A 25,721-nucleotide genomic window follows, 5' to 3' on the forward strand; every position below is an offset into this window, starting at 1 on the left:
TTTTCCGTTGGCCGCCCGGACGTCTGGACGTCCGGTCACTTGCTGGCGGTGAGGGCGGTGCGATGAGCGAAGCGACACGAGTTTTGCCGGGCCAGGCCCGTGCCCGGGCAGACGTCGCTGCAAGTCCGGTGCGGTGGGGCGTGTTCTCCAACGAAGACTGGTGGTCGGTGTGGATTGGCCTGCTGGTGATCGTGGCGGCCTGGGCACTGTTCGCCAACGGCGGCAGCCTGAAGTGGCTGGCAACGGCGCCGGCGAAGTGGAAGACGCTGGCGGAGGCATGGCAAGGCATCGTGGCGCACGGACCCAACTACCTCGCGCTGTTTGCCGCCTTCGCGCTGCTGTTCGGCACGGGCCTCGCCGTGATCGGGCATTCGCTGTCGCGCTTTCTGCCGGCCTTCGCGATCCTGTTCGTGGTGTCGCTGCTGATCTTCACCGCCTCCGCCTGGGTCGAGGCCTCGCGCTACAACCTCGAGGCGCCGCTGCTCGCGCTGGCGCTCGGACTGCTGGTGTCCAACACGGTGACGCTGCCCGGGTGGTTCCAGTCGGGACTGCGCGTGGAGTTCTACATCAAGGTGGGCATCGTACTGCTCGGTGCCACGTTGCCGATGACCTTGCTGTTCTGGGCCGGTCCCGTGGCGGTGGGCCAGGCGACCATCGTTTCGCTCGCCACCTTCTTCACCATCTTCCTCGTTGCCAGGGCACTCGGGCTCGACCGGCGTTTCGCCGCGGTGCTTGGCGTGGGTGGCGCCGTGTGCGGCGTCTCCGCGGCGATCGCCAGTGGTGGTGCGGTGCGTGCACGCCGCGAGGATACGTCGGTGGCCATCACGCTGGTCGTGGTGTGGGCGATCGTGATGATCTTCGTGCTGCCGTTCGCGTCGCGTGCCTTGGGTCTCTCCACGGCGGTTGCCGGCGCGTGGATCGGTACGTCTGAATTCGCCGATGCGGCGGGCGTCGCTGCGGCTCAGGCTTATGGCGATGCGGCGCGCCACGCAGGCGGTGCGATTGCCGGCGCGCCGGACGCCGCCGTGCAGGCGTTCACGCTGATGAAGGTAGTAGGTCGCGATATCTGGATTGGCATCTGGGCGTTCGTGCTGGCCTGGGTGGCGACCACGCGCTGGAACACGGATGCCTCTGGCGTGCAGGCGAAGGCCGATGCGCGGGAGATCTGGGCGCGCTTCCCGAAATTCGTCTTCGGATTCGTGCTGGCATCGGCCCTGGTCACGTGGATCGCCAGCCATTACTCGCTGGCCGATTACCGCAAGGTCGTCACGCCTGACCTGGTCGCGCCGATCAGTACGCTACGCACCTGGGCGTTCACGTTCTGCTTCCTCAGCATCGGGCTCACCACGCGGCTGCGCTCGCTCACGGCCACGGGATGGCGTCCGCTGCTCGCATTCGCGGCCGGCGTGGCGGTGAACATCGTCATCGGCTACGTGCTGTCAGTGCACGTGTTTGCCGCTTACTGGAACGGGCTGGGTGGATGAGCGGCGCCGGGGCAATGATTTCCGCCGGGCTGGCCGCGCGCTGCGAATACTGCCGTCATCGCCTTGACGATCGACGGAAGCTGGAGCAACGGATCGGCGGGCTGGCTTCGTTTGGCTCAGCCTATGGCGCAAGCATCGGTGAAAGCCGATTGTGTGGCCTGCACGATCGCTGGGTATCGCCCGGCGATGCCTGCGCCAGCTTCGCGGAAGCTCAGGGCGCGGGTTCTTCCGCGTCGCTGGCCTGATCCGGCGCATCACCTTCGACGCCGGAGGCCAGCTCCTTGAGCAACTGGAAGATCTCGCGATACGCGCGCGGCGGCTTGTTCGCGTCGCGCTCGGCCTTGGCCTGGCGCACCAGCGAGCGCAGGTGCTGGCGATCGATGCCGGGGTACTGCTCGATCAGTTCGCCCATGGCCGTATCGGTGTCGGCGAGCAGGCGGTCACGCAGCGCCTCCATGCGGTGCATGGCGGCGGTTTCCTGGCGCTGGCGCTCGCGGTTCTCGCCCAGGGCGGCGCGCACGCCATCGAAGACTTCCTGGTCGTGGCGACGCATCACCTTGGCCAGGAACGCCAGCTGGCGCTTGCGCGCGATGTGAGCGGTGATGCGGCGCGTCTGCGCGATCTCGCGCAGCACGTCTTCCGGCAGCTCCAGCTTGGCCAGTTTGCTCGGCGGCAGCTCCATCAACTGGTTGGCCAGAGCGAGCACGGCCAGCGCGTCGCGACGCTGCTGCGTGCGGGTCGGGCCGTAGTCGTGCTCGGGGTTGTCGGTGTAGGTACGGTTCACGGAAATATTCCAGCAGTTCGGCCTGACGCTTAGTGCGCGGCAGCTTGGCCGTCGAAGAGGTTGGGCTCGGCCTGTTCCAGCGAGAAGCGTGGAATCGGCTCACCCTCCAGTTCCACGGTTTCGCAGAACATCGCGGCAGGGCGCACCCACAGGCCGAAGTCGCCATAAAGCGCCTGGTAGACCACTACCTGCTCCATAGTCTCGCTGTGCCGGGCCGTGCCCAGGACGCGATAACGCTGGCCCTTGTAGTGACGGTAGATGCCTGCTGTCGGTGACATGGCGTTCTCCGCGGGACGCTCTTTGCAATTCGGCCGCGCCACCCCCATGTGGGAAAGCTGCGCGGGTCGGACCGCGTATTCTACCCGCCCCTCTGCAGGAAACCCACGTGACCGATCTGAGCCCCTCCCAGGACCGCAGCCGCGAAGAACTCGACTGCCTGGCCCAGCTGGCCGAGGACGTGATCCGCCGCGCCCGCGCCGCTGGCGCCAGCCAGGCCGAGGTGGCCGCCAGCATCGACACCGGGCTGAACGTGAACGTGCGCCTGGGCGAGGTGGAAACGGTGGAGCACACGCGCGACCGCGGCTTCGGGCTCACCGTCTATTTCGGCCAGCGCAAGGGCTCGGCCAGCACGGCCGACCTCAACCCGGACTCGATCCAGGCCACCCTGGACCAGGCCTGCGCCATCGCCCGCTTCACCGAGGAGGACCCGGCGGCGGGCCTCGCCGACGCGTCGCGGATGGCCACGGCGTTCCCCGACCTCGACCTGTGGCACCCCTGGCGCATCGATACCGCCGGGGCCATTGCCCTGGGCCAGGAGATCGAGGACGCCGGCCGCGCGCACGCCGGCATCACCAATTCCGACGGCGCCAGCGTGCAGATGGGTGAAAGCCTGGCGGTGTACGCCAATTCGCACGGATTCCTTGGCCGCGAGCGCGGCACGCGGCATTCGCTGTCGCTCTCGCTGATCGCCGGCGATGAGGAAGGCATGCAGCGCGACTACTGGTACGACAGCGTGCGCTCGGCCCACGACTTCATGAGTGCCCGCGCGCTGGGCGACAAGGCGGCGCAGCGCACGCTGTCACGCATGGGCGCGCAGCGACTGTCGACGCGCCAGAGCCCGGTGATGTTCGCGCCCGAAGTGGCGCGCGGACTCATCGGTCACCTGGTGGGTGCGGTGAGCGGCGGCGCGCTGTATCGGCGCGCCAGCTTCCTGCTCGACCACGTCGGCAAGCAGGTGCTGCCGTCGTGGCTCAATGTCGTGGAGCGGCCGTTCCTGCTGCGCGGCCAGGGCTCGGGTGCGTTCGATGCCGAGGGCGTGGCCGCGCGCGACAGCTCGCTGATCGAGAACGGCGTGCTGGCGCGCTACGTGCTGGGCAGCTATTCGGCGCGCAAGCTGGGGCTGGAGTCGACCGGCAACGCGGGCGGCATCCACAACCTGCTGGTCGAGCCCGGCCCGGACGATTTCGCCGGCATGCTCCGACGCATGGGCACCGGCCTGCTGGTGACCGAGGTGATGGGGCAGGGCGTGTCGACGATTACCGGCGACTACTCGCGTGGCGCGGCAGGCTTCTGGGTGGAAAACGGACAGATCGCCTACCCGGTGGAGGAGATCACCATTGCCGCCAACCTGCGCGACATGTACGCCCATATCGTGGCGGTGGGCGCGGACGTGGACCCTCGCTCGCACATCCTCACCGGCTCCATCCTGGTGGAACAGATGACCATCGCGGGCGAATAACCCATCCGGCATCGGAAAATTCGGCGGAGCCTTGCTAGGATCGGGCTGCCGGCAGCTTGCCGGCAGCAAAACCAGGCCTCTACGACCAGGAGATGTGCGCATGAGCGTTCCACCCGAGTCCGTCGTACCGCCGCCGTCGAACGGCCCTGCCGTACCGCCGTCCGCCACGCCCTCCGCCGATGAGCGGCAATGGGGGTTGTTCGCGCATCTTTCCGCCCTGGTCGGCCTGATCATTACCGGCGCCTGGTTCGGCTGGGGCTGCTTCCTTGGACCGCTGGTGATCTGGCTGGTGAAGCGGGACACCATGCCCTTCGTCAACGACCAGGGCAAGGAGGCGCTCAACTTCAATATCACCGTGGGCATCGTGCTGCTGGCGCTGAAGATCCTGGTGCTGATCACCCTGGGCCTGGGCCTGCTGGTGGCCATCCCGGTCGGCACCGTGGTCTGCGTGGCCTGGCTGGTGTTCACCATCATCGCTGGCATCCGCGCCAATGAAGGCGTGTACTACCGCTACCCGTTCACCTTGCGCCTGATCAAGTAACGGCCGTTGCGATCAACAAGGGCGGTCACCGGGCCGCCCTTGTCTGCTTCAGTGCAGCCCGACGTAGGTGCGCCTGAAGCTGACCGGCTGGTCCAGCGTCGGTACCTTCCAGTCGCCGGTCACCGTCATCTGCTTGCCGTCCGGCGACAGCGTCCATGCCTGGTCCAGCCGCGTATCGTCCTGGTACTGGATGGAAATGAGCAGTTTCCCGGCTTCCAGGTGGGCGCGCACCATGGCGTTGCCGCTGAGCGACTGGCGGGCCTGGCCATCCAGCTTGCCGTTGAGCTGGCTGCCGTCGCCGAGGCGGATCTGCAACGACTGCGGGTCCTGCTGGACCAGCACCACGGCATCGACTTTCAGTGTCGGGGGCATCGGGTAAGTCGCCGTGGCGACCGGGTCCTTGTCCCGCGCAGGCCCCTTGCCCGCACCCGGGTCACCGCCGCGCCCGCCGTGACCGCCGCCCATGCCACCACCATGGCCACCACCGCCCATGCCGCCACCGTGGTGGCCACCGCCGCCATGACCGCCAGCAGCAGACGCCGTTGAAGACGCAGGCGCCGGCTGCCCCGCATTGGCCTGTTGCTCCCTGCGCGCTTCATCGCGCAACGAGGCGGTGAGGGTGTCGGCGGTATCGCTGTTGCGGTCGTCCAGCCGCCAGGCCCCGCTGAAATCGGGAGGCGCGGCAGCGCAGGCGACGGTTGTCGCCAGCAGGCCGGCAACGGCCAGCAGGGTGGTGCGAAGGGAGGCGGGCATGGCGTCACGGCGGATCAAACGTATCTGCCATGGAACGCGCGAACACCGCCGCTGTTGACGCTGGCGGCTAGTGCGCGCGTTCCGCCGCGTAGCGGGCCAGTTGTTCCAGCAGCGCAGCGCGCTCGCCCAGCGGCGCGATGGCCTCGAGCGCGTCGGCAGTCAGCCGGGCCAGATGGGCGCGCGAGGCGTCCATGCCGAGGATCGACGGGAACGTCGGCTTGTCGGCGGCGGCGTCCTTGCCGGCGGTCTTGCCGATCACGGCGGACTCGCCTTCCACGTCGAGAATGTCGTCGCGCACCTGGAAGGCCAGGCCCACGGCGTGGGCATAGCGGTCCAGCGCGGCCAGCGCATCGTCGGGTGCGCCGGCGGCGAGCGCGCCAAGGCGCACGGCAGCCCGGATCAAGGCCCCGGTCTTGCAGGCGTGCATGTGTTCCAGTTCGGCCAGCGACAGCTTGCGGCCGACCGCAGCGAGGTCCAGCGCCTGTCCGCCCGCCATGCCTTCCGCACCACAGGCTCGGCCGAGCACGCGCAGCATTTCCACGCAGCGCGTGGGCGCCACGCCCAGCGCCACGTCATGGGCCAGCAGTTCGAAGGCCAGCGCCTGCAGGGCGTCGCCGGCGAGGATCGCCATCGCCTCGCCGAACACGATGTGGCAGGTCGGGCGCCCGCGACGCATGTCATCGTCGTCCATCGCCGGCAGGTCGTCGTGCACCAGCGAATAGGCGTGGATCAGCTCGACCGCGCAGGCAGGCGCGTCCAGCCGCGAATCGGTCTCGCCGAACGCGTGGCCGGTCGCGTACACCAGCAGGGGGCGCAGGCGCTTGCCGCCGCCAAGGACGGCGTAGCGCATGGCACGGTGAAGCTCGACGGGAGCGCTGTGTTCCGGCGGCAGCGAGCGGGCCAGGGCCTCGTCGGCGCGCGCGATCAGCGACTTGAGGGCAGGACCGAGTTCAGAGTTCGGGTTCAAACGGTTCGGCGCGGTCGGGGGCATCGGGATCAAGCAGCAGTCGCACGCGCAGCTCGGCACTTTCCAGTGCCTGCTGGCAATGGCGATAGAGGCCGATGCCACGCTCGAAGGAAGTGAGGGATTCGTCCAGGCTCAGGTCGCCGCCTTCCATGCGCGCCACCAGTTGCTCGAGTTCGTCCAGCGAGTGCTCGAAGTCGGCCGCGGGGGCGGGATTGGCAGGGACGGGAGCGGACTTGGCCATGGCCCGCAAAGCTAGCGCAGGGGGCGCGTGGAATCAATCCGCAGGCGATGCCATGGCGTGGCGTGGTGCGGCATCGCGTGAGCATTGCGACGCTCCGCACACCCGCCGCGGCTGGCGCGAGCGTGCGGCCGTGCTAGAAAGCCGGTTGCCAGTGCGGTATCGCGCCGGCGCTTTCGAACAAGGCCGCGCCGCGCGGCGTGAACCAGCGGTCGGCCACGCCCACGAGTTCGTCGCCGAGATAGAGCAGGGGGCAGGCGAGGCGGCGCCACGGCGGCATGCCACTCTGCTGGAACAGGTCGCGCAGTTCCCGCGTGTGCGCATCGCCCACCGGGCGCAGGTGCTCGCCGCCCCGGCGCAGTCGCACGGTAACGGCCTCGTGCAGTCGCCCCGCCGGGTCGAGCATCAGGCTGCCGCCGTCGGGCAGGGCCAGCGGTTCGCCTTCCCAGGTGGCCTGCCATTGCGGGTCGATCGTTCGCTGCGGCGGCAGCGCCCACAGCCGGCCCTTCCATACATGCAGCTCGGCGCCAGCCCAGCGGATGCAGGGGAGCTGGCCATCGCGAGCCGTCACCTGCCGTTCGATCTGCTCGCGTTGCGCCGTCGTCGGCACCGGCAGGCCGCGTGCATGCAGCCAGTCGTCGAGCAGGGGATGGCGCAGCGCGGGCGCCAGCGCCAGCCAGCCGGTCGCGTCCAGGCTGCCGTTGGTGCTGTCCAGCAGGGCGACCTGCGCGGACCGCCATTGCCGTTCCAGCGTGTCGCAGGCGGAACGGTTGAGGCGCGCGCTGTGTGCGATCGACTCCACCGCTTGCGGCCAGTGCTGGGTCAGGCGCGGCAGGATTTCATGGCGGAGGAAATTGCGCGACAGGCGACGGTCGGCATTCGACGGATCATCGATGCATGGCAGTGCGTGTTCGTCGATATGGGCGCGCAGCAACGCGCGCGGCACGTCGAGCAGCGGTCGCCACAGCACGCCGCGTCCGAGTGGGCGCGTGGCGCGCATGCCGCCCAGGCCCTCCGGGCCGGCACCGCGCAGGAGCTTGAGCAAGACCGTTTCGGCCTGGTCGTCGCGGTGGTGGCCCAGCAGCAGGCGTTCGCCATCCTGCAGCGAGAGGGCGAAGGCGCGGTAGCGTGCATCGCGCGCGGCGGCCTCCAGGCCATAGCCGCGTTCGTGCGCCACTTCGACGCGCAGTACCAGGCATGGCACGCGCCATTCCTGCGCGAGCTGCCGGCAGTGTTCCGACCACTGGCGGCTCTCCGCATGCAGGCCGTGATCGATATGCAGCGCGCGCAGCTGGCGGGCGTGCGCCTCGGGCAATTGCGCAAGCGCATGCAACAGCGCGGTGGAGTCCGGGCCACCGCTGTAGGCAACGCACAGCGCGCCTGCCGGCTGTTGCTGGAGGGCGCGCTGCAGGAGTTCGGTCAGCCTACTCACGGGACGCCGGTTTCTTCGTCTTGTTGCGCACGTAGATCACCTTGGGACGTCCGTCGGCCGGGCTGCGCCGGTCGATCTCGAACAGCGTGGTGGCGGCGATCAACTCGCTGAGCTTGTTGTAGCCGTAACTGCGCGCGTCGAAGTTGGGGCGCTGCTTGGTGATGATGGAACCCACGCCGCCCAGCGCCGCCCAGCCGTCGTCGTCCGAGGCGGCCTCGACCGCGTTGCGCAGCAGGTTGGCCAGGCTGCTGTCCTGCTTGAGCTGGGCCGCGGTGCGCGGCTTGAGCGGCTGCTCCTCGTCCGGCTTGGCGACCAGGATGTCGGCATAGATGAACTTGTCGCAGGCGGCCACGAACGGATCGGGCGTCTTGCGCTCGCCGAAGCCGTACACGATCAGGCCGGATTCGCGAATGCGTGCCGCCAGCCGGGTGAAGTCGCTGTCGCTGGAGACGATGCAGAAGCCGTCGAAGCGTCCCGAATAGAGCAGGTCCATCGCATCGATGATCATGGCCGAGTCGGTGGCGTTCTTGCCGCTGGTATAGCCGAACTGCTGGATGGGCTGGATCGACTGCGTCAGCAGTTGTTCTTTCCAGCCCTTCAGGTGCGTGCTGGTCCAGTCGCCGTAGGCACGCTTGACGTGCGCGGTGCCGTACTTCGCGACCTCGGCGAGCAGCGCTTCGGCGATGGCCGGCTGGGCGTTGTCGGCATCGATGAGGACGGCAAGCTTGGTGGCGTGCTCGTGGGCCATGAATGCGATTCCTGGCGAAGGTGCGCCGATGGTAACGCTGCGAATGTGATCAGCGTTTGTCGGTGCTGAAATTCAGCTCCACGGCAAGGCCGGAAGGGTCGCTGAGGAAGAGCTGCACCTGGCCCGGCGAGTCGACGCGGTCGACCTGGTAGGGAATGCCTGCCGCATCGAGCCGGGCACGCGTGGCGGCAAGATCGTCGCAGGCGAAGGCGTAGTGGCCCAGCCAGCCGGCGCGTTGCGGCTGGCCATCGCCTTCGGCGGTGATGGTCAGGTGCATCACGGCTTGCGTGCCGGCATAGAGCCAGTAGCCACGCGAGCCCGAACGAAAGACGGGGCGATGGCCTTCGTGCAGGCCGATCACCTCGACGTAGAACCGACGCAATCGTTCGACCAGTTCAGCGGGTGCGCGCAGGTTGACGTGGTCGAGCCCGCGCACGCCCATGGCGGGTTATTCCGTGTAGGCGCCGTAGCGACGCAGGCGCTGATAGCGCTGTTCAAGCAGGTCGGCGGTCGGCATCGCCTCCAGCTCGTCCAGCTGGTTCATCAGCACGGCCTTGAGGCGCACGGCCATCGAGTGCGGGTTGCGATGGGCGCCACCCAGCGGCTCGCGCACGACCTTGTCGATCAGGCCCAGCTCCAGCAGGCGCGGTGCGGTGAGGCCGAGCGCCTCGGCGGCGTCCTTGGCCTTCTCTGCGCTCTTCCACAGGATCGAGGCGCAACCTTCCGGCGAGATCACCGAATAGGTCGAATACTGCAACATGATGGTGCGATCGCCCACGCCAATGGCCAGCGCGCCGCCCGATCCGCCTTCGCCGATCACCGTGCAGACGATGGGCGTCTTCAGATCGGCCATCTCGAGCAGGTTGCGCGCGATGGCTTCGCTCTGGCCGCGCTCTTCGGCGCCGACGCCGGGGTAGGCGCCTGGGGTGTCGATCAGGGTGAGCAGGGGCAGGCCGAAGCGCTCGGCCATCTTCATCAGGCGCAGCGCCTTGCGGTAGCCCTCGGGACGCGGCATGCCGAAGTTGCGGCGTACCTTGCCCTTGGTGTCGCGTGCCTTCTGGTGGCCGATGATCATCACCGAGCGGCCATTGATGCGGCCCAGGCCACCGACGATGGCGGCGTCGTCCGCGTACGCGCGGTCGCCGGCCAGTTCATGGAATTCGTCGCAGATCACGCTGATGTAGTCCAGCGTGTACGGGCGCGCCGGATGGCGCGACAGCTGGGTCACCTGCCACGGGGTCAGGTTGCGGAAGATCTCGTTGGTCTTGAGCTTGAGCTTCTCGCGCAGGCGACCGACTTCTTCGTCGATGTTGAACGCCTGCCCATGGCTGGCGTGGCGAAGCTCTTCAATCTTCGCGTCCAGCTCGGCGATCGGTTGTTCGAAATCGAGGAAGTTGGGGTTCATTCGGTGCTATTCGTGACACGGAAGCGGAGCAGTATACCGGTCCGCGGAACAAGGCGGGAACGGCGGCGTATGGGAATGGTGCCTAAGGCTTCACAAACCCGTCATTCCCGCGAACGCGGGAATCCAGCGTCTTCCCGGGGCCGTGCGACGACCAGGCAAAGGTATTGGATAACCAGCCCTTGGGCTGCGGCAAAGGGCTTGCCGCGTTCGCGTGAACGACGACAGGGGAGCGAGTTGGGAAGGGGTTTCAGTCGCCTCGCGGCCGGTCGTCCGTCTTGACGATGCGCAACCTGGCCGCCTCCACCCCGGGCACCGCGCGGATGGCGCGCAGGAGCTCGGGGATGGCGTCCACGCGCCATTCCTCGCCAAGCTCCAGGTCAGCCTGGGCGACCTGGTTGTGGTAGCCGTAAAGCACCACGCTGGCGCGACCGCCGCGGTAGCCGGCCAGCGCCCGACGCAGGTCGTCGACAAAGCCGGGCCCCACGCCGTTCAGTTTTAGCCGCAGCAGGCGGGCGAAACGGCGACAGGCATCGCCCAGGGTGTAGGCAGCGCGGGCACGCAGGGCGAAGCCGCCGCCGGAGAAATCGTCGATGCGCAGGCCGCCCTCGACCACCAGCAGCTCGTCCCGCGTCAGCAGGGGGGCGACCTGTTGGTAAAGCTCGCCGAAGAAGCTCACCTCGATGATGCCGGTGCCGTCTTCCAGCCGCACGAAGGCGTCGCTGTCGCCGCGCTTGCGGATGGCGGTGACCATGCCGGCCACCGTCCACGGCGTATCCGGGCCACGGCGGAAGCGGTTGTTGTCGCCGTCGTCGTTCTTGCGCGGCTTGGGTGGCTGGTAGCGGACGGCAATCTCGCCGAGCGGGCAGGTCGACAGCTGGGCCAGTTCGTCCTTCCACGGATCGGTGGGGTGGCCGGACAGGTAATGGCCGAGCGTGTCGCGCTCGCCCTGCAGGGTCTGCTCGAGCGGCCAGTCGGCGACGGTCGGCAGGTCCACCTGTACCACCGGCGCCACGCTGCCCATCATCGCGCCGAACATGTCGTTCTGGCCCGACTGCTTGTCGCGCAGGTGCTGCTCGGCCACCTTCATCGCGTTGGGCAGTTGTGCCATCAGGCTGGCGCGGTTGGTCGCCAGCGCATCGAGCGAGCCGGACAGGATCAGCGCCTCGAGCACGCGGCGATTGAGCTTGGTCGAATCGACGCGGCGGCAGAAGTCGGCCAGGTCCTTGTAGGGGCCGCTGCGATGACGTTCCTCGGCGATCGCCTCGCAGGCACCCTGGCCGACGCCCTTGATGGCGCCAAGCCCGTAGCGGATGACCTTCGACTCCACTGCCACGAACATGAATTCGGACGCATTGACGTCCGGCGGCAGCACCTTGAGCCCGATCGCCTTGGACTCTTCGATGAAGGTCACCGCCTTGTCGGTGTTGTCCATGTCCGACGAGATCGTCGCGGCCATGAACTCGGCGGGGTAGTGCGCCTTCAGCCAGGCGGTCTGGTACGAGACCAGGGCGTAAGCGGCCGCGTGCGATTTGTTGAAGCCGTAGCCGGCGAACTTTTCCATCAGGTCGAAGATGGAATCGGCCTTGTCGCCGCTGAGGCCGTCCTTGGCGGCGCCCTCGCGGAACTTGGCACGCTCCTTCGCCATTTCCTCGACTTTCTTCTTGCCCATCGCGCGGCGCAGCAGGTCGGCGCCGCCGAGCGAGTAGCCGCCCACGATCTGCGCCATCTGCATCACCTGCTCCTGGTAGACCATGATGCCGTAGGTCTCTTTCAGGATCGGCTCGACGCGCGGGTCGGGGTATTCCACTTCCTCGCGGCCGTGCTTGCGCGCCACGAAGCTGGGGATCAGGTCCATCGGGCCGGGGCGGTACAGCGCCACCAGCGCGATGATGTCCTCGAAGCGGTCGGGCCTGGCGTCCTTGAGCATGCGCTGCATGCCCGAGGATTCGAGCTGGAACACCGCCACCGTCTGCGCTTTTTTCAGCAGTTCGTACGGGGCGGGATCGTCCAGCGGCAGCGCCGAGATATCCAGTGCTTCCTCGCCACTGGTCGCGCGCCGCGCGTTGATCGCCTTCACCGCCCAGTCGATGATGGTGAGCGTGCGCAGGCCGAGGAAGTCGAACTTCACCAGGCCGACGGCTTCGACGTCGTCCTTGTCGTATTGCGTCACCACGCCGCCGCCGCCCGGTTCGCAGTACAGCGGCGCGAAGTCGGTCAGCGGGGTCGGCGCGATCACCACGCCGCCGGCGTGCTTGCCGGCATTGCGGGTGAGGCTTTCGAGCTTGAGCGCGAGGTCGATCAGCGTGCGCGCCTCCTCGTCCTGCTCGTACAGCTCGCAGAATTCCTTGACGACGCGATCGGGCTCCTTCTTCGCCTTCTCCGAGCGACCCAGCGCGCAGGACAGGGTGAGGTCGAGCGGGCGCGCGGGAATCAGCTTGGCGATGCGGTCGACCTGGTTGTAACCCATGCCCAGCACGCGGCCGGAATCGCGCAGCACGGCCTTCGCCGCCATCGAACCGTAGGTGATGATCTGGCTGACGTGGTCGCGGCCGTACTTGCGCGAGACGTAGTCGATCACCTCGTCGCGGCGATCCATGCAGAAGTCGATGTCGAAGTCGGGCATCGACACGCGTTCGGGATTGAGGAAGCGCTCGAACAGCAGCTCGAACTGGATCGGGTCCAGGTCGGTGATCTTCAGCACCCAGGCCACCAGCGAACCGGCACCCGAGCCACGGCCCGGGCCGACCGGGATGCCGTTCTGCTTACCCCAGTTGATGAAGTCCGCCACGATCAGGAAGTAGCCCGGAAAACCCATGCGGACGATGACGTCGAGCTCGCGCTCCAGTCGCGCTTCGTACTCTTCCAGCGTGCGACCGGGCGCCAGCGGTGCATGGGCGAGGCGCTCCTTGAGGCCGTCGCGCGCCAGCAGGCGGATATAGCTGGCCAGGTCGTGGCCTTCGGGTACCGGGAAATCGGGCAGGTAATAGGTGCCGAAGCTCAGCTCCAGCGTGCAGCGCCTGGCCAGCTCGACGGCGTTTTCCAACGCCTCGGGCAGGTCGGCGAACAACGCGGCCATTTCCTCGGGCGTCTTCAGGTACTGCTGGTCGCTGTAGTCGCGCGGGCGCTTGGGATCGGCCAGCACGCGACCCTGGTTGATGCACACGCGCGCCTCGTGCGCCTCGAAATCGTCCTGCTTGAGGAAACGCACGTCGTTGCTGGCGATCACCGGCAGCTCGAGCCGCGAGGCCAGCGCCAGCGCGGCGGTGTTCCAGTTTTCCTCGCCCTCGCGACCGCAGCGCGTCAGCTCCAGGTACAGCCGGTCCTGCATCTGCAGCGCGAACGGGCGCAGGCGCGCGGCGGCGGCGTCCACGCCCTGGTTGACGGCCAGGCGCCCGGCTTCGCTCTCGCGGCCGAGCAGGGCGATCAGGCCACGGGTGGCTTCCGGCGTCAGCCACGCGGCGTCGACCAGCGCGCGTCCGCTCTGCTGGCCGTCGCGCCACGCGCGCGACACCAGTCGCGACAGGTTGAGATAGCCCTCGCGATCCTGGCAGATCAGGGTCAGGCGCCACGGACGCGGGTCATCCGGCGCGCTGATCCACAGGTCGCAACCGCCGATCGGCTTGATGCCGGCTGCGCTGCACGCCTTGTAGAACTTCACCAGCGCAAACATGTTGCTGTCGTCGGTGAGCGCCACCGCAGGCACGCCATGGCGCACGCAGGCCTCGACCAGCGCCTTGATGCGGATGGTCGAGTCGACCAGCGAGTATTCGCTGTGCAAATGGAGGTGGGCGAAGCGAACGGACATGGCGCACGCGCGAAATGGAAGTTCAGCCTAACGGCGCGGCCCGGGGCGGGCAAGAATTGACTTTGCTCCCGGCCGCGCGATTCCGTCCGTGCTCAGGGCGCAGCCGCCGGGACGGCGGCCACCGGTGCGGCGGGCACCGGTTCGGCCAGCAGTTCGTCGACCCTGGCGAGGATGCTGTCGAGCATGTCCTCGCCATAACCCACGTAGACGTCCGCGATGCGGCCATCGCGCCCGATCATCACCATGTGGGGAATGCCATTGACGCCGTAGGGCTTGGCGATGCGTCCGTCGCCAGCGTCGTAGGTGAGCATCACATCGAGATCCTTCCAGCGCCGGCGCAGCTGCCTGAAGGTGTCCAGGTCGTCGTCGTGGTCGACGCCGACCACCTGCAGGTCGGCCGTGCCCTTGAGCTTCTGCAGCGCGGCCAGCACGGGCAGTTCCTTCCTGCAGTAGCCGCACCAGGAAGCCCAGAACGTGACGATCACGACCTTGCCGTGCAACGCCGACACGTGCACTTCATGCCCGTTGGCGTCGTGGCCAAGATAGTCCGGCGGCAGGTCGCCCGGCCCCGGCCGGGCCAGGCACAAGGATGTGGCGCAAAGCAGGACGACGGCCAGCGCGTGGCGCAAGGTTCGTTTCATGTTGGTTCCCCCTGTCGCCAGATTAGCGCAGGCGCGGGCTGCTCCGTCACTGGCGCCATGCCGGCCCGGGGCGTCGGCGGGCTACCCCTGGCCACGGGGCCCACCCAGCGGCAGCGGTCGGCACGGCCGGTCAGGCCGCTTCGATGGATCGCAGGCGCATCGCGACGACGGATGCCAAGGCACGTCCGTCGTCGCAATCCCTCAGGCGCTCATGAAATGTGGAAGCGCTCGTCGCCGTCGGGGCCGTCGATGTAGTGGTCGAGGCCGCGCACCTTCAGCGGGTGCAGGTCGTAGTCGACGTGCTGGTATTCGGCATCGACGATGGCGGTGAGTTCTTCGGGCGTCAGCAGCGGCGAACGCACCACGTTCGCGGTGCTGCCAGGCGGTGTGTTGTTGCGCGGGCGGTTGGTTAGCGTCATGACACGACTCCTGCGGTCAGTTGCGCGCGTGGACGTCGTTGATGGGCCCCGTGGCCGATGGGAGCACACTGGGTTGGCTGTGCGTCCATGCTGTGCCGGAAGTGCACCGTGCCGCGGATTCGGGCGTTTCGGTTGACTTGGCGTGGGCTCTGTGGACGGCCCGGCGACTTCGCTTCCTGTATCCGTTGGGATGCGGCAAGGACGGAAAAGGTTGCCTCGAAAACAGACCTCGTTGACGGATAGAGAGCGGAAAACCCGGTTAGTTCCTGCTTTCCCGGACACCGTGCCGCAGGTCATGGGTCTTCGAAACACGACTGCATGCTAACGCCGCGGTGCGCATTCCGCGCGGGCCATTGGGCATGTGCAGGCGCGTCGTTTTTGGCCCCGCTGATGCTTGGCCCGTGGATCATCGCGCTTGATATGGACGTCCAATTGGACGTCGCGATCAGAACAGGACGCCCTGGTCCACCAGCAGCTTCACCGGCGCGAAACTGCGTCGATGCGACGGGCACGGACCCAGCCGCCGCAGGGCATCCAGATGCGCCGGCGTCGGATAGCCCTTGTGCACGGCGAAACCGTAGCCCGGGTGTTCGCCGTCGAGCGCGACCATCCAGCGATCGCGGCTGACCTTGGCCAGGATCGAGGCTGCGCTGATTGCCGGTTCCAGGGCATCGCCGCCCACGATGGCGCGGCCGGCGCAGGGCAGGTCGCGCGGCAGGGCGTTGCCGTCGATCCAGGCTTCATGCGCGGCCGGCGTCAGGGCGGCCAGCGCACGGCACATGCCAGTCATGGTGGCCTGGAAAATGTTGATGCGGTCGATCTCGTCCGGCATCACCATGACCACGCAGTGTGCGAGCGCGTTTTCGACGATCTGCGCGTACAGGGTTTCGCGGCGTGCCTCGGTCAGCTTCTTGGAATCGTTCAGGCCCTGGATGGGCCGCGCGGGGTCGAGGATCACGGCCGCTACCGCCACGGGGCCAGCCAGCGGCCCACGACCGGCTTCGTCGACGCCGGCAACCAGGTGGCCGGCCTGGCTTACTGCGCGCCGGCTAGCCACCACGCCCGTCCTCGATCAGTTCGGCCACGGCCGCCGCAGCCAGGTCGCCGGCATGGCCCTGGAGGTCGCCACGCAGCGCCAGGTGCAACTGTTCGAAGGCGGCCACGATGGCGCCGCGGCGTTCGCTGTCCTGGAACAGCGCCAGCGTCGCCGCAGCCAGCTTGTCCGCGGTGAAATCGTCCTGCATCAGCTCAGGCACCAGCACGACGTTGTCGCCCATGCCGCCGGCGCGGGCCAGGATATTGGGCAAGGCATACACGTCGGTCTTGAGCATGTTGAGCGCACGGGCGATGCGGTAGCTCACCGGCGACACGCGATAGCCCACCACCATGGGGCGCTTGGCCAGCATGGCTTCCAGCGCCGCCGTGCCGGACGCCAGCAGCACCACATCGGCGGCGAGCATGGCTTCATGGGCACGGCCATCGAGCAGCAGCGGGGCGTCCTCGCCCTGCGCCGGGCCAAGCAGGGCCTTGAGCGTGGCATGCACGCGCTCGTTCGCGGCGGGGATGATCACGCGCAGGCCGGGCAGATTCGCCGCCACCTGCCGCGCGGCGTCGATGAAGCTGCGCCCCAGCCGCGCAATCTCGGAGGCGCGACTGCCCGGCAGGACGGCGAGCACGGGCACGTTGTGCGGCAGTCCGAGGAAATCACGCGCACCGGTGCGGTCGGACACCAGCGCGAAGCGGTCGGCCAGCGGATGACCGACGAAGCGTGCGTCGACGTGATGCTTCTCGTAGATGGCCGGTTCCATCGGGAACAGGCACAGCACGCGGTCGGCGCTGCGGCCGATCTTCTCCGCGCGTTTTTCGCGCCAGGCCCATACCGACGGGCTGACGTAGTGCACGGTGCGGATGCCCGCCGCGCGCAAGCGCTTTTCCACGCCCAGGTTGAAGTCGGGGGCGTCGATGCCGACCACCACGGAAGGCTTCGCGGCGACCAGGCGCGCGACCAGCTCCTTGCGCAGGCGCAGCAGGCGCGGCAGGTGCGACACCACTTCGGCGAAGCCGAACAGCGACAGCTCCTTGATGTCGTACCAGGACTCGAACCCGGCCGCCTGCATGCGCGCACCGCCGATGCCGACGAAGCGGGCATCGGGGTAGCGGTCGCGCAGGGCGGCGATGAGGTCGGCGCCGAGTTGATCGCCGGAATCCTCGCCGGCGATCAGGGCGATCAGGGGTGCCCGGGTGGACACCGCGGCCCGGGACATGGCGTCACTCACGAGCGTCGGGGCCCGGGCGCATGCCTGATCCGTTGACCTGTGCCGCGCACACGTCAACGCGCCAGCGATCGCTCGCTGCGATCGAGGAACTCGAGCATGGCCCGCACGTCCTCGCTTTCCGAGGCCTGCGTGGTCAGCTGTTCGCGCGCATCGGCGAGGGTGAGGCCGGCCATGTAGAGCGTGCGATAGGCGCGCTTGATGGCGGCGATGCGGGGCGCATCGAAGCCGCGGCGCTTGAGGCCTTCGCTATTGATGCCACGCGGGCGGCCGCGCTGCTCGTTGGCCATCATCACGAAGGGCGGCACATCGGAGCCGACCAGGCAGCCCATGCCGATGAAGGCGTGGGCACCGACCTTGCAGAACTGATGCACGCCGGAGAAACCCGACATGATCACGAAGTCGCCGATCTCCACATGCCCGGCCAGCGCCGAATAATTGGAGAACACCGTGTTGTTGCCGATGTGGCAGTCGTGGGCCACGTGGACGTAGGCCAGCAACCAGTTGTCGTTGCCGATGCGCGTCACGCTGCCACCGTCGCCGGTGCCGCGATTGATCGTGACGAATTCGCGGATCAGGTTGCGATCACCGATGACCAGCTCGGTGTGTTCGCCGGCGAACTTCTTGTCCTGTGGCGCGCCACCCAGCGATGCGAACTGGCTGATGCGATTGTCGCGGCCGACGCGTGTGGGTCCTTCGATCACCACGTGCGGGCCGATCACCGTGCCGTCGCCGATCTGCACATCGGCACCGATCACGCTGTACGCGCCGATGCTGACGTTGTCGCCGATGACGGCGGAGGGATCGATCTGCGCGGTGGGATGGATCATTTCTCGGACCTCGCGGCGCACATCAGTTCGCAGCTGGCCACTTCCTTGCCGTCGACCATGGTGCGCGCCTCGAACAGGCCCATGCTGCGCAGCAGGCGCTTGAGGGTCACCTCCAGGCGCAACTGGTCGCCCGGCACCACCGGCGCGTTGAAGCGCGCGTTGTCGACCTTGGCCAGGTAGAACAACGGGCTGCCGGTGTTGCCCTTGAGCCGGCTGGAGATCTGCGTGAGCAGCCCCGCCGCCTGCGCCATGGCTTCCACGATCAGCACGCCAGGCATCACCGGGTGGCCGGGGAAATGTCCCTGGAAGAACGGCTCGTTGATCGTCACGTTCTTCAGCGCCACGACGCTCTTGTCGGGCACCAGTTCGACCACGCGATCGACCAGCAGGAAGGGATAGCGATGGGGGAGCAGTTGCTGGATATGCTCCACGTTCACGGGCAGGTGGAAGGGCACGGTGAGGTCACTCATTGTTGTTGTCCTTCTCAAGCGCCGAAAGCCGGCGCACGTATTCGTCCAGATGTTTGAAGCGGGCTGCATTGCGCCGCCACAGGCGGTTTTCCTGCAGTGGCACGCCCGAGGAATATTCGCCAGGCTCGCGTATGGAATGCGTGACCAGGCTCTTGGCCGTAATGGTAACGCGGTCGGCCACTTCCAGATGGCCCAGCACGCCGGCATTGCCGCCGATCATGCAGTAACGTCCGATTTTTGCGCTGCCCGCCACGGCGGCGCAGCCGGCCAGGGCGGTGTGTGCCCCGATGTAGACGTTGTGGGCGATCTGGATCTGGTTGTCCAGCCGCACGTCTTCTTCCAGCACGGTGTCATCCAGCGCGCCGCGGTCGATGGTGGTATTGGCGCCGATCTCGCAGTCGTCGCCGATGCGCACGCCACCGAGTTGCGGCAGCTTGATCCAGTGGTCGCGGTCGAAGGCGAGGCCAAAGCCGTCCGAGCCGATCACCGCGCCCGGATGCACCAGCACCCGCTTGCCCAGGGTCACGCGCGTGACCAGCGTCACGCGCGACACCAGCCGCGACTGGGCGCCGACGATGCAGCCCTCGCCGATGATGCAGTGGGGACCGAGCACGACGCCATCCTCCACCACCGCGCCATCCTCGATCACGCAGCAGGGACCGACGCTGGCAGACGGGGAGACGCGGGCACCCGCGGCAACGACCGCGCTGGGGTGGATGCCGGCTGGCGCTGCCGGCAGGCGTTCGAACAGCGCGGCGATCTTCGCGTAGGCGACATAAGGGTCGCGCGCGACGAGCGCCGGCACGGGGCTGTCGGCAAGGTTCTCCTCGCGCATCACCACGACGCCGGCGCGCGTACTGCCCAGTTGGGCCGAGTATTTGCTGTTGGACAGAAAGCTCAGCTGGCTGGGGCCGGCGCCGGCCAGCGTGCCGACGCCATCGATGGCACGGGCGCCGTCGCCATGGAACTGAAGGCCGAACCGCTCAGCGAGTTCGGCCACGGTGGTGTGGAAAACGCTCATGCATGGCTCCCTGCAATCGGCACATTGTAGGGCGTGAAGCCCTCCCGGGCGCAAAAGAGAAGGCGCGGCCTGGCCGCGCCCTCCTTACCCCTGGCCCCGGGCCGACGGCTGCGCTTAGAACTGGCTGCCGAAGGTGAACTGGATGCGCTCTTCGTAGTGGCCGTCGTCCTTCTGCTTACGGAACGGCACCGCGAAGTTGATGATCAGCGGGCCGATCGGCGCCTGCCAGTGCAGCGAGATACCGGTCGAGGCACGCAGCGTGCTGGCCGTGAACGACTGGTAGTTTTCGTAGGCGTTGCCGACGTCGACGAACCACGACACGCGGGCGGTGTTGATGTCCTTGAGGAACGGCAGCGGCAGGTACAGCTCGGCCGTGCCCAGCACCTTGAAGGCGCCACCGATCGGCTGCGCATAGCTGTACACGCTGCCGGTACAGGTGCCATTGGCGTTGGGCTGGATCGGCTTGCCGGTCGCGTCCACGCCCGTACAGACGCGGGGGCCCAGCGTGTTGTCCTGGAAGCCGCGCACGTCGCGCACACCGCCCGAGTAGTAGTTCTCCCAGAACGGGAAGGTCACCGGGTCGCCAGCCTTGTAGGTCGTGCCGCCATCGTTGTCGAAGGTCTGGCCATAGGCCTTGCCGTAGCCAACCTGACCGTCCACGTAGAGCACGAAGCCCTTGCCGATCGGCCAGTAGTGGTTGGCTTCGCCGAAGATCTTGTAGTACTGCACGGTCGAGCCCGGCAGCGCGATGTCGGTCGACAGCGAGATCAGGCCGCCGCGGGTGGGCGCCCAGTAACCGTTGCGGGTGTCGTGGTTCCAGCCCAGCGTCGCGTCCCAGGTATGGATGGTCTGGTGACCCAGTGCGTTCTGGTAATCGATCATCACCTGCGGCGAGTAGTTCGCCGTCTGGATGACCTGATTGCCGTTCACGTCCGTGGTGATGTACTGGTAGCTGAGGTTGATCTTGTTGCTGCTGATGCCGAGGCCGGCGCGGACGTTGTCCGTCTCGGAGATCGGGAAGCTGAGGAAGCTCGAGAACGACTTCAGGCTGCTCTCGTAGTTCACGAAGTCGCTGTTGGTGTTGCCGTAGTTGCTCTTCGTGTAACCGACGTTGTAGCCGATGCCGACGCCGCTGTCGGTCAGGTACGGGTTGAAGTAGCTCGCGTTGACGCTGGTGGAGTAGTCGCTGCGCGACGCGCCCACGGAGAAGCTGTCACCCGTGCCGAGGAAGTTGTTCTGCGACACCGACGCGGACAGGATGATGCCCGAGTACTGCGAATAGCCCACGCCGAACATCAGGCTGCCGGCGGATTGTTCTTCCACCTTCGCCGTGAGGTCGACCTGGTCCTCGGTGCCCGGCACCAGCGCCTTGTCGATGTTGACCGTCTTGAAATAACCCAGGCGCTGCAGGCGGATCTTGGAGCGGTCGATGGCCGGCTGCGAGAACCAGCTGCCTTCCAGCTGGCGCATTTCGCGGCGCATCACGTCGTCTTCGGTGCGGGTATTGCCCTGGAACACCACGCGGCGCACATACACGCGCTTGCCCGGCTCGACGTAGAGCGTGAGGTCAACCGTGCGCTTGTCCTTGTCGAGCTTCGGCACCGGCGTCACCTTGGCGAACGCGTAGCCGATGCTGGCGAGGATGTTCTTGATCGAACTGGTGCTCGCCTCGATCGCCTTGCGGTTGAAGGTATCGCCCTGGTGGACGAACACCAGCTGGCGCAGCGATTCCTCCGGCAGCACCAGGTCGCCGAGCAGGTGCACGTCCGAAATGGTGTAGATGTCGCCTTCCTTCACGCTGGCGGCGATGTACATGGAGCGCTTGTCCGGCGCGATCGACACCTGGGTGGAGTCGACGCCGAAGTCGGCATAGCCGCGGTCCATGTAGTACGACTGCAGTTTTTCCAGGTCCCCGGAAAGCTTTTCGCGCGAGTACTGGTCGTCCTTGGAGTACCAGGACAGCCAGTTGCTCGTGTCCGACTCGAAACCCTTGCGGATGTCCTTGTCGGTGAAGGCCTTGTTGCCGACGATGTTGATTTCCTTGATCTTCGCGACCTTGCCTTCGCGAATCTCGATGTCGATGGCCACGCGGTTGCGGTCAAGGTTGGTCACGTGCGGATCGATCGACACGTTGTACTTGCCGCGGTTGTAGTACTGGCGGATCAGTTCCTGCTGCACGCGATCCAGCGACAGGCGATCGAAGGTTTCGCCTTCGGCCAGGCCGATCTCCTTCAGGCCCTTGCGCAGGTCGTCTTCCTTGATGTCCTTGTTGCCGCGCAGGGTCAGCTTGGCGATGGAGGGGCGCTCCACGACCTTGATGACCATGATGCTGCCTTCGCGCTCGACCTCGACCTCGCTGAAAAACTTGGTCTGGTACAGCGCGCGGATGGCGCGCTGGGCGCCATCGTTGGTCAGGCGGTCGCCCTTGTTGATGGGCAGGTAGTTGAGCACCGTGCCGGTGGAGATGCGGCTGAGGCCATCGATACGGATATCGGAAACGACGAACGGGTCGAATGCGAGGGCATTGGCGGACAGGGAGGCAAGCAGGATCAGGGCGGCGATACGCTTCATCGTCGATTCCGTTGGTTTTATTCTGAGGGGACGGCCTGGGCCGCCCCCATCAATACGTGAAGCCAGGACAAGCCCAGCCTTGAAAGGGTGCTTGCATCTTCCCCAGATGCACCGGGTAAACCACCGCCATGCCGTTGTGGCGGGCGTGCCGAAGCACGTGCCACCAGCACGCCACCAACCACCGACACAGCACGGCTTGAGACCGAAGCCGCGCGCGTCACGTGGGCAGGAAGCGGTGGATGTCGTTGTAGAAAGCCAACCCCATTAACGTAAACAGCAGGACGAGGCCGACATACTGACCGGCCATCATCACGCGCTCACTGACAGGGCTGCCCTTGACCAACTCAATAAGGTAATACAGCAGGTAACCGCCGTCCAAGACGGGGATCGGCATCAGGTTGAGAATCGCAAGACTCAGCGAGACCATGGCCAGGAAGCTGAAAAACCAGCCCAGGCCCATGCTGGCCGAGGCGTTGGCGACCTGGGCGATGCCGATCACGCCGGAAAGGTTCTTGGTGGAAGCCTGTCCGGTCAGCATCTTGCCGATCATGTTGAAGGTGGCGGCGGCGCTGTTCCAGGTCGTCTGCAGCGCGGCGCCGAAGGCCTTGGCGGGGCCGTAGCGCAGGACGGCCTTCTCGTGCTCCAGCGAGGACACGCCGATCACCCAGGTGACGGGCTGGCCTTCCAGCGATTCCTTGCGGGCCGTGATGTCCAGCGGGAAGGCCTTGCCGCCGCGCTCCACGATCACGTGCAGATGCGGGGACTTGGCTGCCTCGAGGGGAATCAGGCGCTGGAAATCGTCGTAGCCGGCGGCCGGCTGGCCGTTGATGCTCACGATGCGGTCGCCACCCTGCATGCCGGCCTCGGCCGCCGGCTTGCCGGGCAGCACGGTGGCGGCGACCGGGGGCAGCGGGGCGAGTTTCAGGCCGAGCGTGTCCAGGTACTGGCCGATGTCCTCGCCGGCCGGCAGCCGGTCGAGCGGCAGCACCAGGTTGCGCTGGGTGCCGTCGGTGCCGCGCACCTGCAGCGGCAGCGGATCCCGCCCCAGCATGGCGTTGGCCACCGCGTCCATGGAGTCGCTCCAGGTCGCGACCGGGCGGCCATCGATGCTGAGGATGCGGTCGCCGGCATGGATGCCGGCCTCGGCGGCCATGCTTTGCGGCACGGCGGCGACGACCGGCGCCAGGTCCGGCTTGCCCAGCATGAACATCAGCCAGAACGCCAGCACGGTGAACAGGAGGTTGAAGCCCGGGCCTGCTGCGACGATCGCGATGCGCTGCCACACGGGCTTGCCGGTGAACTCCTGGCCGGCCAGGGCTGGGTCGACGTCACCTTCGCGGGCATCGAGCATCTTCACGTAGCCGCCCAGCGGAATCATGGCGACCTGGTACTCGGTGCCGTCCTTGCCGATGCGCTTCCAGATGGCCTTGCCGAAACCCACGGAGAAACGCAGCACCCTGACGCCGCAGCGCCGCGCTACCCAGTAATGGCCGAATTCGTGAAAGGTCACCAGCACGCCGAGCGTGACCAGCAACCAGAACACCGAGCCGAAGAGAGGATTCATCTGCAAGAGCTTATCAGGCTTGTCAGCACGCGTTGCGGAGGATGCGGCGGGCGGCTTCGCGGGCTGCCCGGTCGCGTTCATTCAGGGTCTGCACATCGACCACAGAGCGGGACGGCAGTTCCGCAAGGACGCTTTCGACGAGGTTGGCGATGCCCAGGAAGGGGAGGCTGCCGGCAAGGAAAGCCTCGACGGCCACCTCGTTCGCGGCATTGAGGATCGCCGGCGCGTCGCCGCCCGCACGCAGGGCCTGGAAGGCGAGCGCCAGGCAGCGGAACGTGGCGAGGTCAGGCTGCTCGAAGGCCAGTGGTGCGCACGCGGCGAGATCCAGCGGCGCGACGCCGGCGTCCACGCGGGCGGGCCAGGCCAGCGCATAGGCGATGGCGGTACGCATGTCCGGATTACCCAGCTGCGCCAGCACCGAACCGTCCACGTATTCCACCAGCGAGTGCACCAGGCTTTGCGGATGCACCAATACTTCGATGGTGTCGGGCGAGGCGCCGAACAGGTGATGCGCCTCGATGACCTCCAGCCCCTTGTTCATCAGCGTGGCCGAGTCCACCGAAATCTTGCGACCCATCACCCAATTGGGATGCTTGCAGGCCTGTTCGGGCGTCACGCCCGCCAGTTCGGCGCGGCTGCGGCCGCGAAAGGGTCCGCCGGACGCGGTGAGGATGAGCCGTCGGACACCACTGGCCGCCAGGTTGGAGCGGCCACCGGGCAGGCACTGGAAGATCGCGTTGTGTTCCGAATCCACCGGAATCAGTTCGCCGCCACCGGCGGCCAGGGCCTCCAGCAGCAGCGGGCCGGCCATCACGATGGATTCCTTGTTGGCCAGCAGCAGGCGTTTGCCGGCGCGTGCCGCGGCCAGCGTGGAATCCAGGCCGGCGGCGCCGACGATGGCCGCGACCACGGTATCGCACAGCGCACCTGACGCCGCCGCCGTGATCGCGCCATGGCCGCTGGCAACATCGCAATGAACGCCCGCAGCGGCCAGGCGGCGCGCAAGCTCGCCTTCCAGCGCCGGGTCGGCAATCACGGCCAGGTCAGGCCGGTGCTGCGCGCACAGTGCAGCCAGCGACGCCACATTGCTGTGCGCGGTAAGCACGCTGGCGCGGAACCGCTCCGGATGACGGGCAACGACGTCGAGCGTGCTGCCGCCGATGGAGCCGGTGGCGCCAAGGACCGCGATGTTGCGGGGCGCGCCTGTACTCATAGGCCCAGCAGCAACTTGCCAAGTGCAAACACGGGCAGGGCGGCGAATACGCTGTCGAGGCGGTCAAGCAGGCCACCGTGACCCGGGAACAGGGTGCCCGAATCCTTCACGGCCGCGTGCCGCTTCATCAGGCTTTCCAGCAGATCGCCCACGATCGAGGCCACCACCGTCACCACCGCCAACACCATCAGGCCGAACAGCTGACCATCATGTACACCCAGCAGCAGGCCGCCGACCAGTGCGACGATGGCGCCGGCCACGAAGGCACCATAAACGCCAGCCCAGGTCTTGCCCGGGCTGATGGTGGGGGCCAGCTTGCGGCGACCGAACTGGCGTCCGCTGAAGTAGGCGCCGATATCGGCGGCCCAGACGATGAGCAGGGCCAGCAGCGTCCACCAGTGGCCGTGTTCGCCCGAGCCGTGGATGGATACCGCAGCCACCCAGGCAGGCACGATCACCAGCAGGCCGGCGCCGAGCTTGAACAGCAGGTTTTCGCGCGTCGGCGCGGCGGCGAAGGCGAAATGGCGCAGCCACTGGCCGCTCGCCACCCACCAGGCCACGCCCAGGCCGAGCAGCGCCGGCCACCAGGCGGTGCCCCGGACCCACCAGCTCAGCGCCAGCAGCACGCCGGTCAACACCAGCAGCAGGGTACGCCGTGCGGTTTCCTTGAGGCCGGAAAGCCGTGTCCATTCCCACATGGCTGCGAGGAAGGCGATCGCCACGATCGGTGCGAACAGCCAGGTCGGCGTCAGCAGGATCAGCAGGATCACCAACGGAGCGAGCAGCAATGCGGTGAGGGTGCGCTGGAGCAGCATGCAGGTCCT

The 25,721-nt window shown here is 67.3% G+C and carries 25 protein-coding genes; 4 read left to right on the plus strand and 21 right to left on the minus strand.

What is annotated here, in order from left to right:
- Window positions 1-140: 140 nt before the first annotated feature.
- A complete protein-coding gene (locus tag ACXU4B_RS00210) occupies window positions 141-1,484 on the plus strand; it encodes a YeiH family protein (RefSeq protein WP_240733973.1) in 1,344 nt (447 codons plus the stop codon).
- A complete protein-coding gene (locus ACXU4B_RS00215; protein WP_131406606.1) occupies window positions 1,481-1,729 on the plus strand; it encodes a hypothetical protein in 249 nt (82 codons plus the stop codon). The genes ACXU4B_RS00210 and ACXU4B_RS00215 overlap by 4 nt, the downstream gene beginning before the upstream one ends.
- On the opposite strand, the gene yjgA is transcribed toward ACXU4B_RS00215, so the two are convergent.
- Window positions 1,696-2,268: a ribosome biogenesis factor YjgA gene (yjgA, locus tag ACXU4B_RS00220; protein WP_131406608.1), complete on the minus strand. Its 573-nt coding sequence runs from the start codon at window positions 2,266-2,268 to the stop codon at window positions 1,696-1,698. The two genes, ACXU4B_RS00215 and yjgA, sit on opposite strands and share 34 nt — an antisense overlap.
- A 29-nt stretch (window positions 2,269-2,297) precedes the next feature.
- Window positions 2,298-2,546: a DUF1653 domain-containing protein gene (locus tag ACXU4B_RS00225; RefSeq protein WP_131406610.1), complete on the minus strand. Its 249-nt coding sequence runs from the start codon at window positions 2,544-2,546 to the stop codon at window positions 2,298-2,300.
- A 107-nt stretch (window positions 2,547-2,653) separates the two neighbouring features.
- On the opposite strand from ACXU4B_RS00225, the gene pmbA reads away from it, so the two are divergent.
- Window positions 2,654-4,006, plus strand: coding sequence for a metalloprotease PmbA (gene pmbA, locus ACXU4B_RS00230; RefSeq protein ID WP_131406612.1), 1,353 nt, complete (start codon window positions 2,654-2,656; stop codon window positions 4,004-4,006).
- Between the two features lie 100 nt (window positions 4,007-4,106).
- Window positions 4,107-4,547 (plus strand): DUF4870 domain-containing protein, encoded by a 441-nt coding sequence (locus ACXU4B_RS00235; RefSeq protein ID WP_131406614.1) that lies wholly within the window; start codon window positions 4,107-4,109, stop codon window positions 4,545-4,547.
- Between the two features lie 48 nt (window positions 4,548-4,595).
- Here ACXU4B_RS00235 and ACXU4B_RS00240 read toward each other — a convergent pair whose 3' ends face one another.
- The 19 genes from ACXU4B_RS00240 to ACXU4B_RS00330 all read right to left on the minus strand — a co-directional run bounded on the left by ACXU4B_RS00240 (window position 4,596) and on the right by ACXU4B_RS00330 (window position 25,712).
- Window positions 4,596-5,300, minus strand: a complete 705-nt coding sequence (locus ACXU4B_RS00240; protein ID WP_165583101.1) for a hypothetical protein — start codon at window positions 5,298-5,300, stop codon at window positions 4,596-4,598.
- Between the two features lie 67 nt (window positions 5,301-5,367).
- Window positions 5,368-6,267 carry a (2E,6E)-farnesyl diphosphate synthase gene (gene ispA / locus ACXU4B_RS00245; protein ID WP_131406618.1) on the minus strand — a complete coding sequence of 300 codons (900 nt, stop codon included), beginning with the start codon at window positions 6,265-6,267 and terminating at the stop codon, window positions 5,368-5,370.
- Window positions 6,251-6,508 carry an exodeoxyribonuclease VII small subunit gene (locus tag ACXU4B_RS00250; protein ID WP_131406620.1) on the minus strand — a complete coding sequence of 86 codons (258 nt, stop codon included), beginning with the start codon at window positions 6,506-6,508 and terminating at the stop codon, window positions 6,251-6,253. Before ACXU4B_RS00250 ends, ispA begins: the two co-directional genes overlap by 17 nt.
- Before the next feature lie 133 nt (window positions 6,509-6,641).
- Complete coding sequence (gene tilS / locus ACXU4B_RS00255) at window positions 6,642-7,937, minus strand: tRNA lysidine(34) synthetase TilS (RefSeq protein ID WP_240733974.1); 1,296 nt, start codon at window positions 7,935-7,937, stop codon at window positions 6,642-6,644.
- On the minus strand, window positions 7,930-8,685 hold the full coding sequence (locus ACXU4B_RS00260) for an NYN domain-containing protein (RefSeq protein WP_131406622.1): 756 nt from the start codon (window positions 8,683-8,685) through the stop codon (window positions 7,930-7,932). Before ACXU4B_RS00260 ends, tilS begins: the two co-directional genes overlap by 8 nt.
- 49 nt (window positions 8,686-8,734) lie before the next feature.
- Entirely contained in the window at window positions 8,735-9,127 is a 393-nt protein-coding gene (locus ACXU4B_RS00265; protein WP_131406624.1) for a VOC family protein, read from the minus strand.
- 6 nt (window positions 9,128-9,133) lie between these two features.
- Window positions 9,134-10,090 (minus strand): acetyl-CoA carboxylase carboxyltransferase subunit alpha, encoded by a 957-nt coding sequence (locus tag ACXU4B_RS00270; protein ID WP_131406626.1) that lies wholly within the window; start codon window positions 10,088-10,090, stop codon window positions 9,134-9,136.
- A 247-nt stretch (window positions 10,091-10,337) separates the two neighbouring features.
- Window positions 10,338-13,895, minus strand: coding sequence for a DNA polymerase III subunit alpha (dnaE, locus tag ACXU4B_RS00275; RefSeq protein WP_131406628.1), 3,558 nt, complete (start codon window positions 13,893-13,895; stop codon window positions 10,338-10,340).
- A gap of 92 nt (window positions 13,896-13,987) precedes the next feature.
- The gene (locus ACXU4B_RS00280; RefSeq protein ID WP_131406630.1) at window positions 13,988-14,536 is read right to left on the minus strand and encodes a TlpA family protein disulfide reductase; all 549 of its coding nucleotides are present in this window, start codon (window positions 14,534-14,536) and stop codon (window positions 13,988-13,990) included.
- Between the two features lie 209 nt (window positions 14,537-14,745).
- Complete coding sequence (locus ACXU4B_RS00285; protein ID WP_131406632.1) at window positions 14,746-14,955, minus strand: hypothetical protein; 210 nt, start codon at window positions 14,953-14,955, stop codon at window positions 14,746-14,748.
- Window positions 14,956-15,400: 445 nt separating this feature from the next.
- Window positions 15,401-16,012, minus strand: a complete 612-nt coding sequence (gene rnhB, locus ACXU4B_RS00290) for a ribonuclease HII (RefSeq protein WP_240733975.1) — start codon at window positions 16,010-16,012, stop codon at window positions 15,401-15,403.
- The gene (gene lpxB / locus ACXU4B_RS00295; RefSeq protein WP_131406636.1) at window positions 16,005-17,219 is read right to left on the minus strand and encodes a lipid-A-disaccharide synthase; all 1,215 of its coding nucleotides are present in this window, start codon (window positions 17,217-17,219) and stop codon (window positions 16,005-16,007) included. The genes rnhB and lpxB overlap by 8 nt, the downstream gene beginning before the upstream one ends.
- Window positions 17,220-17,284: 65 nt before the next feature.
- Window positions 17,285-18,058: an acyl-ACP--UDP-N-acetylglucosamine O-acyltransferase gene (gene lpxA / locus ACXU4B_RS00300; protein ID WP_131406638.1), complete on the minus strand. Its 774-nt coding sequence runs from the start codon at window positions 18,056-18,058 to the stop codon at window positions 17,285-17,287.
- A complete protein-coding gene (gene fabZ, locus ACXU4B_RS00305) occupies window positions 18,055-18,528 on the minus strand; it encodes a 3-hydroxyacyl-ACP dehydratase FabZ (protein ID WP_131406640.1) in 474 nt (157 codons plus the stop codon). Before fabZ ends, lpxA begins: the two co-directional genes overlap by 4 nt.
- Complete coding sequence (gene lpxD, locus ACXU4B_RS00310; protein ID WP_131406642.1) at window positions 18,521-19,549, minus strand: UDP-3-O-(3-hydroxymyristoyl)glucosamine N-acyltransferase; 1,029 nt, start codon at window positions 19,547-19,549, stop codon at window positions 18,521-18,523. Before lpxD ends, fabZ begins: the two co-directional genes overlap by 8 nt.
- Before the next feature lie 114 nt (window positions 19,550-19,663).
- Entirely contained in the window at window positions 19,664-22,120 is a 2,457-nt protein-coding gene (gene bamA, locus ACXU4B_RS00315; RefSeq protein WP_131406645.1) for an outer membrane protein assembly factor BamA, read from the minus strand.
- A gap of 217 nt (window positions 22,121-22,337) precedes the next feature.
- Window positions 22,338-23,684 carry an RIP metalloprotease RseP gene (gene rseP / locus ACXU4B_RS00320; protein WP_131406647.1) on the minus strand — a complete coding sequence of 449 codons (1,347 nt, stop codon included), beginning with the start codon at window positions 23,682-23,684 and terminating at the stop codon, window positions 22,338-22,340.
- A gap of 22 nt (window positions 23,685-23,706) precedes the next feature.
- Window positions 23,707-24,897 carry a 1-deoxy-D-xylulose-5-phosphate reductoisomerase gene (locus ACXU4B_RS00325; protein WP_131406649.1) on the minus strand — a complete coding sequence of 397 codons (1,191 nt, stop codon included), beginning with the start codon at window positions 24,895-24,897 and terminating at the stop codon, window positions 23,707-23,709.
- Window positions 24,894-25,712: a phosphatidate cytidylyltransferase gene (locus ACXU4B_RS00330; RefSeq protein ID WP_131406651.1), complete on the minus strand. Its 819-nt coding sequence runs from the start codon at window positions 25,710-25,712 to the stop codon at window positions 24,894-24,896. Before ACXU4B_RS00330 ends, ACXU4B_RS00325 begins: the two co-directional genes overlap by 4 nt.
- Window positions 25,713-25,721: the final 9 nt, after the last annotated feature.

This window comes from Dyella soli (assembly GCF_054482295.1).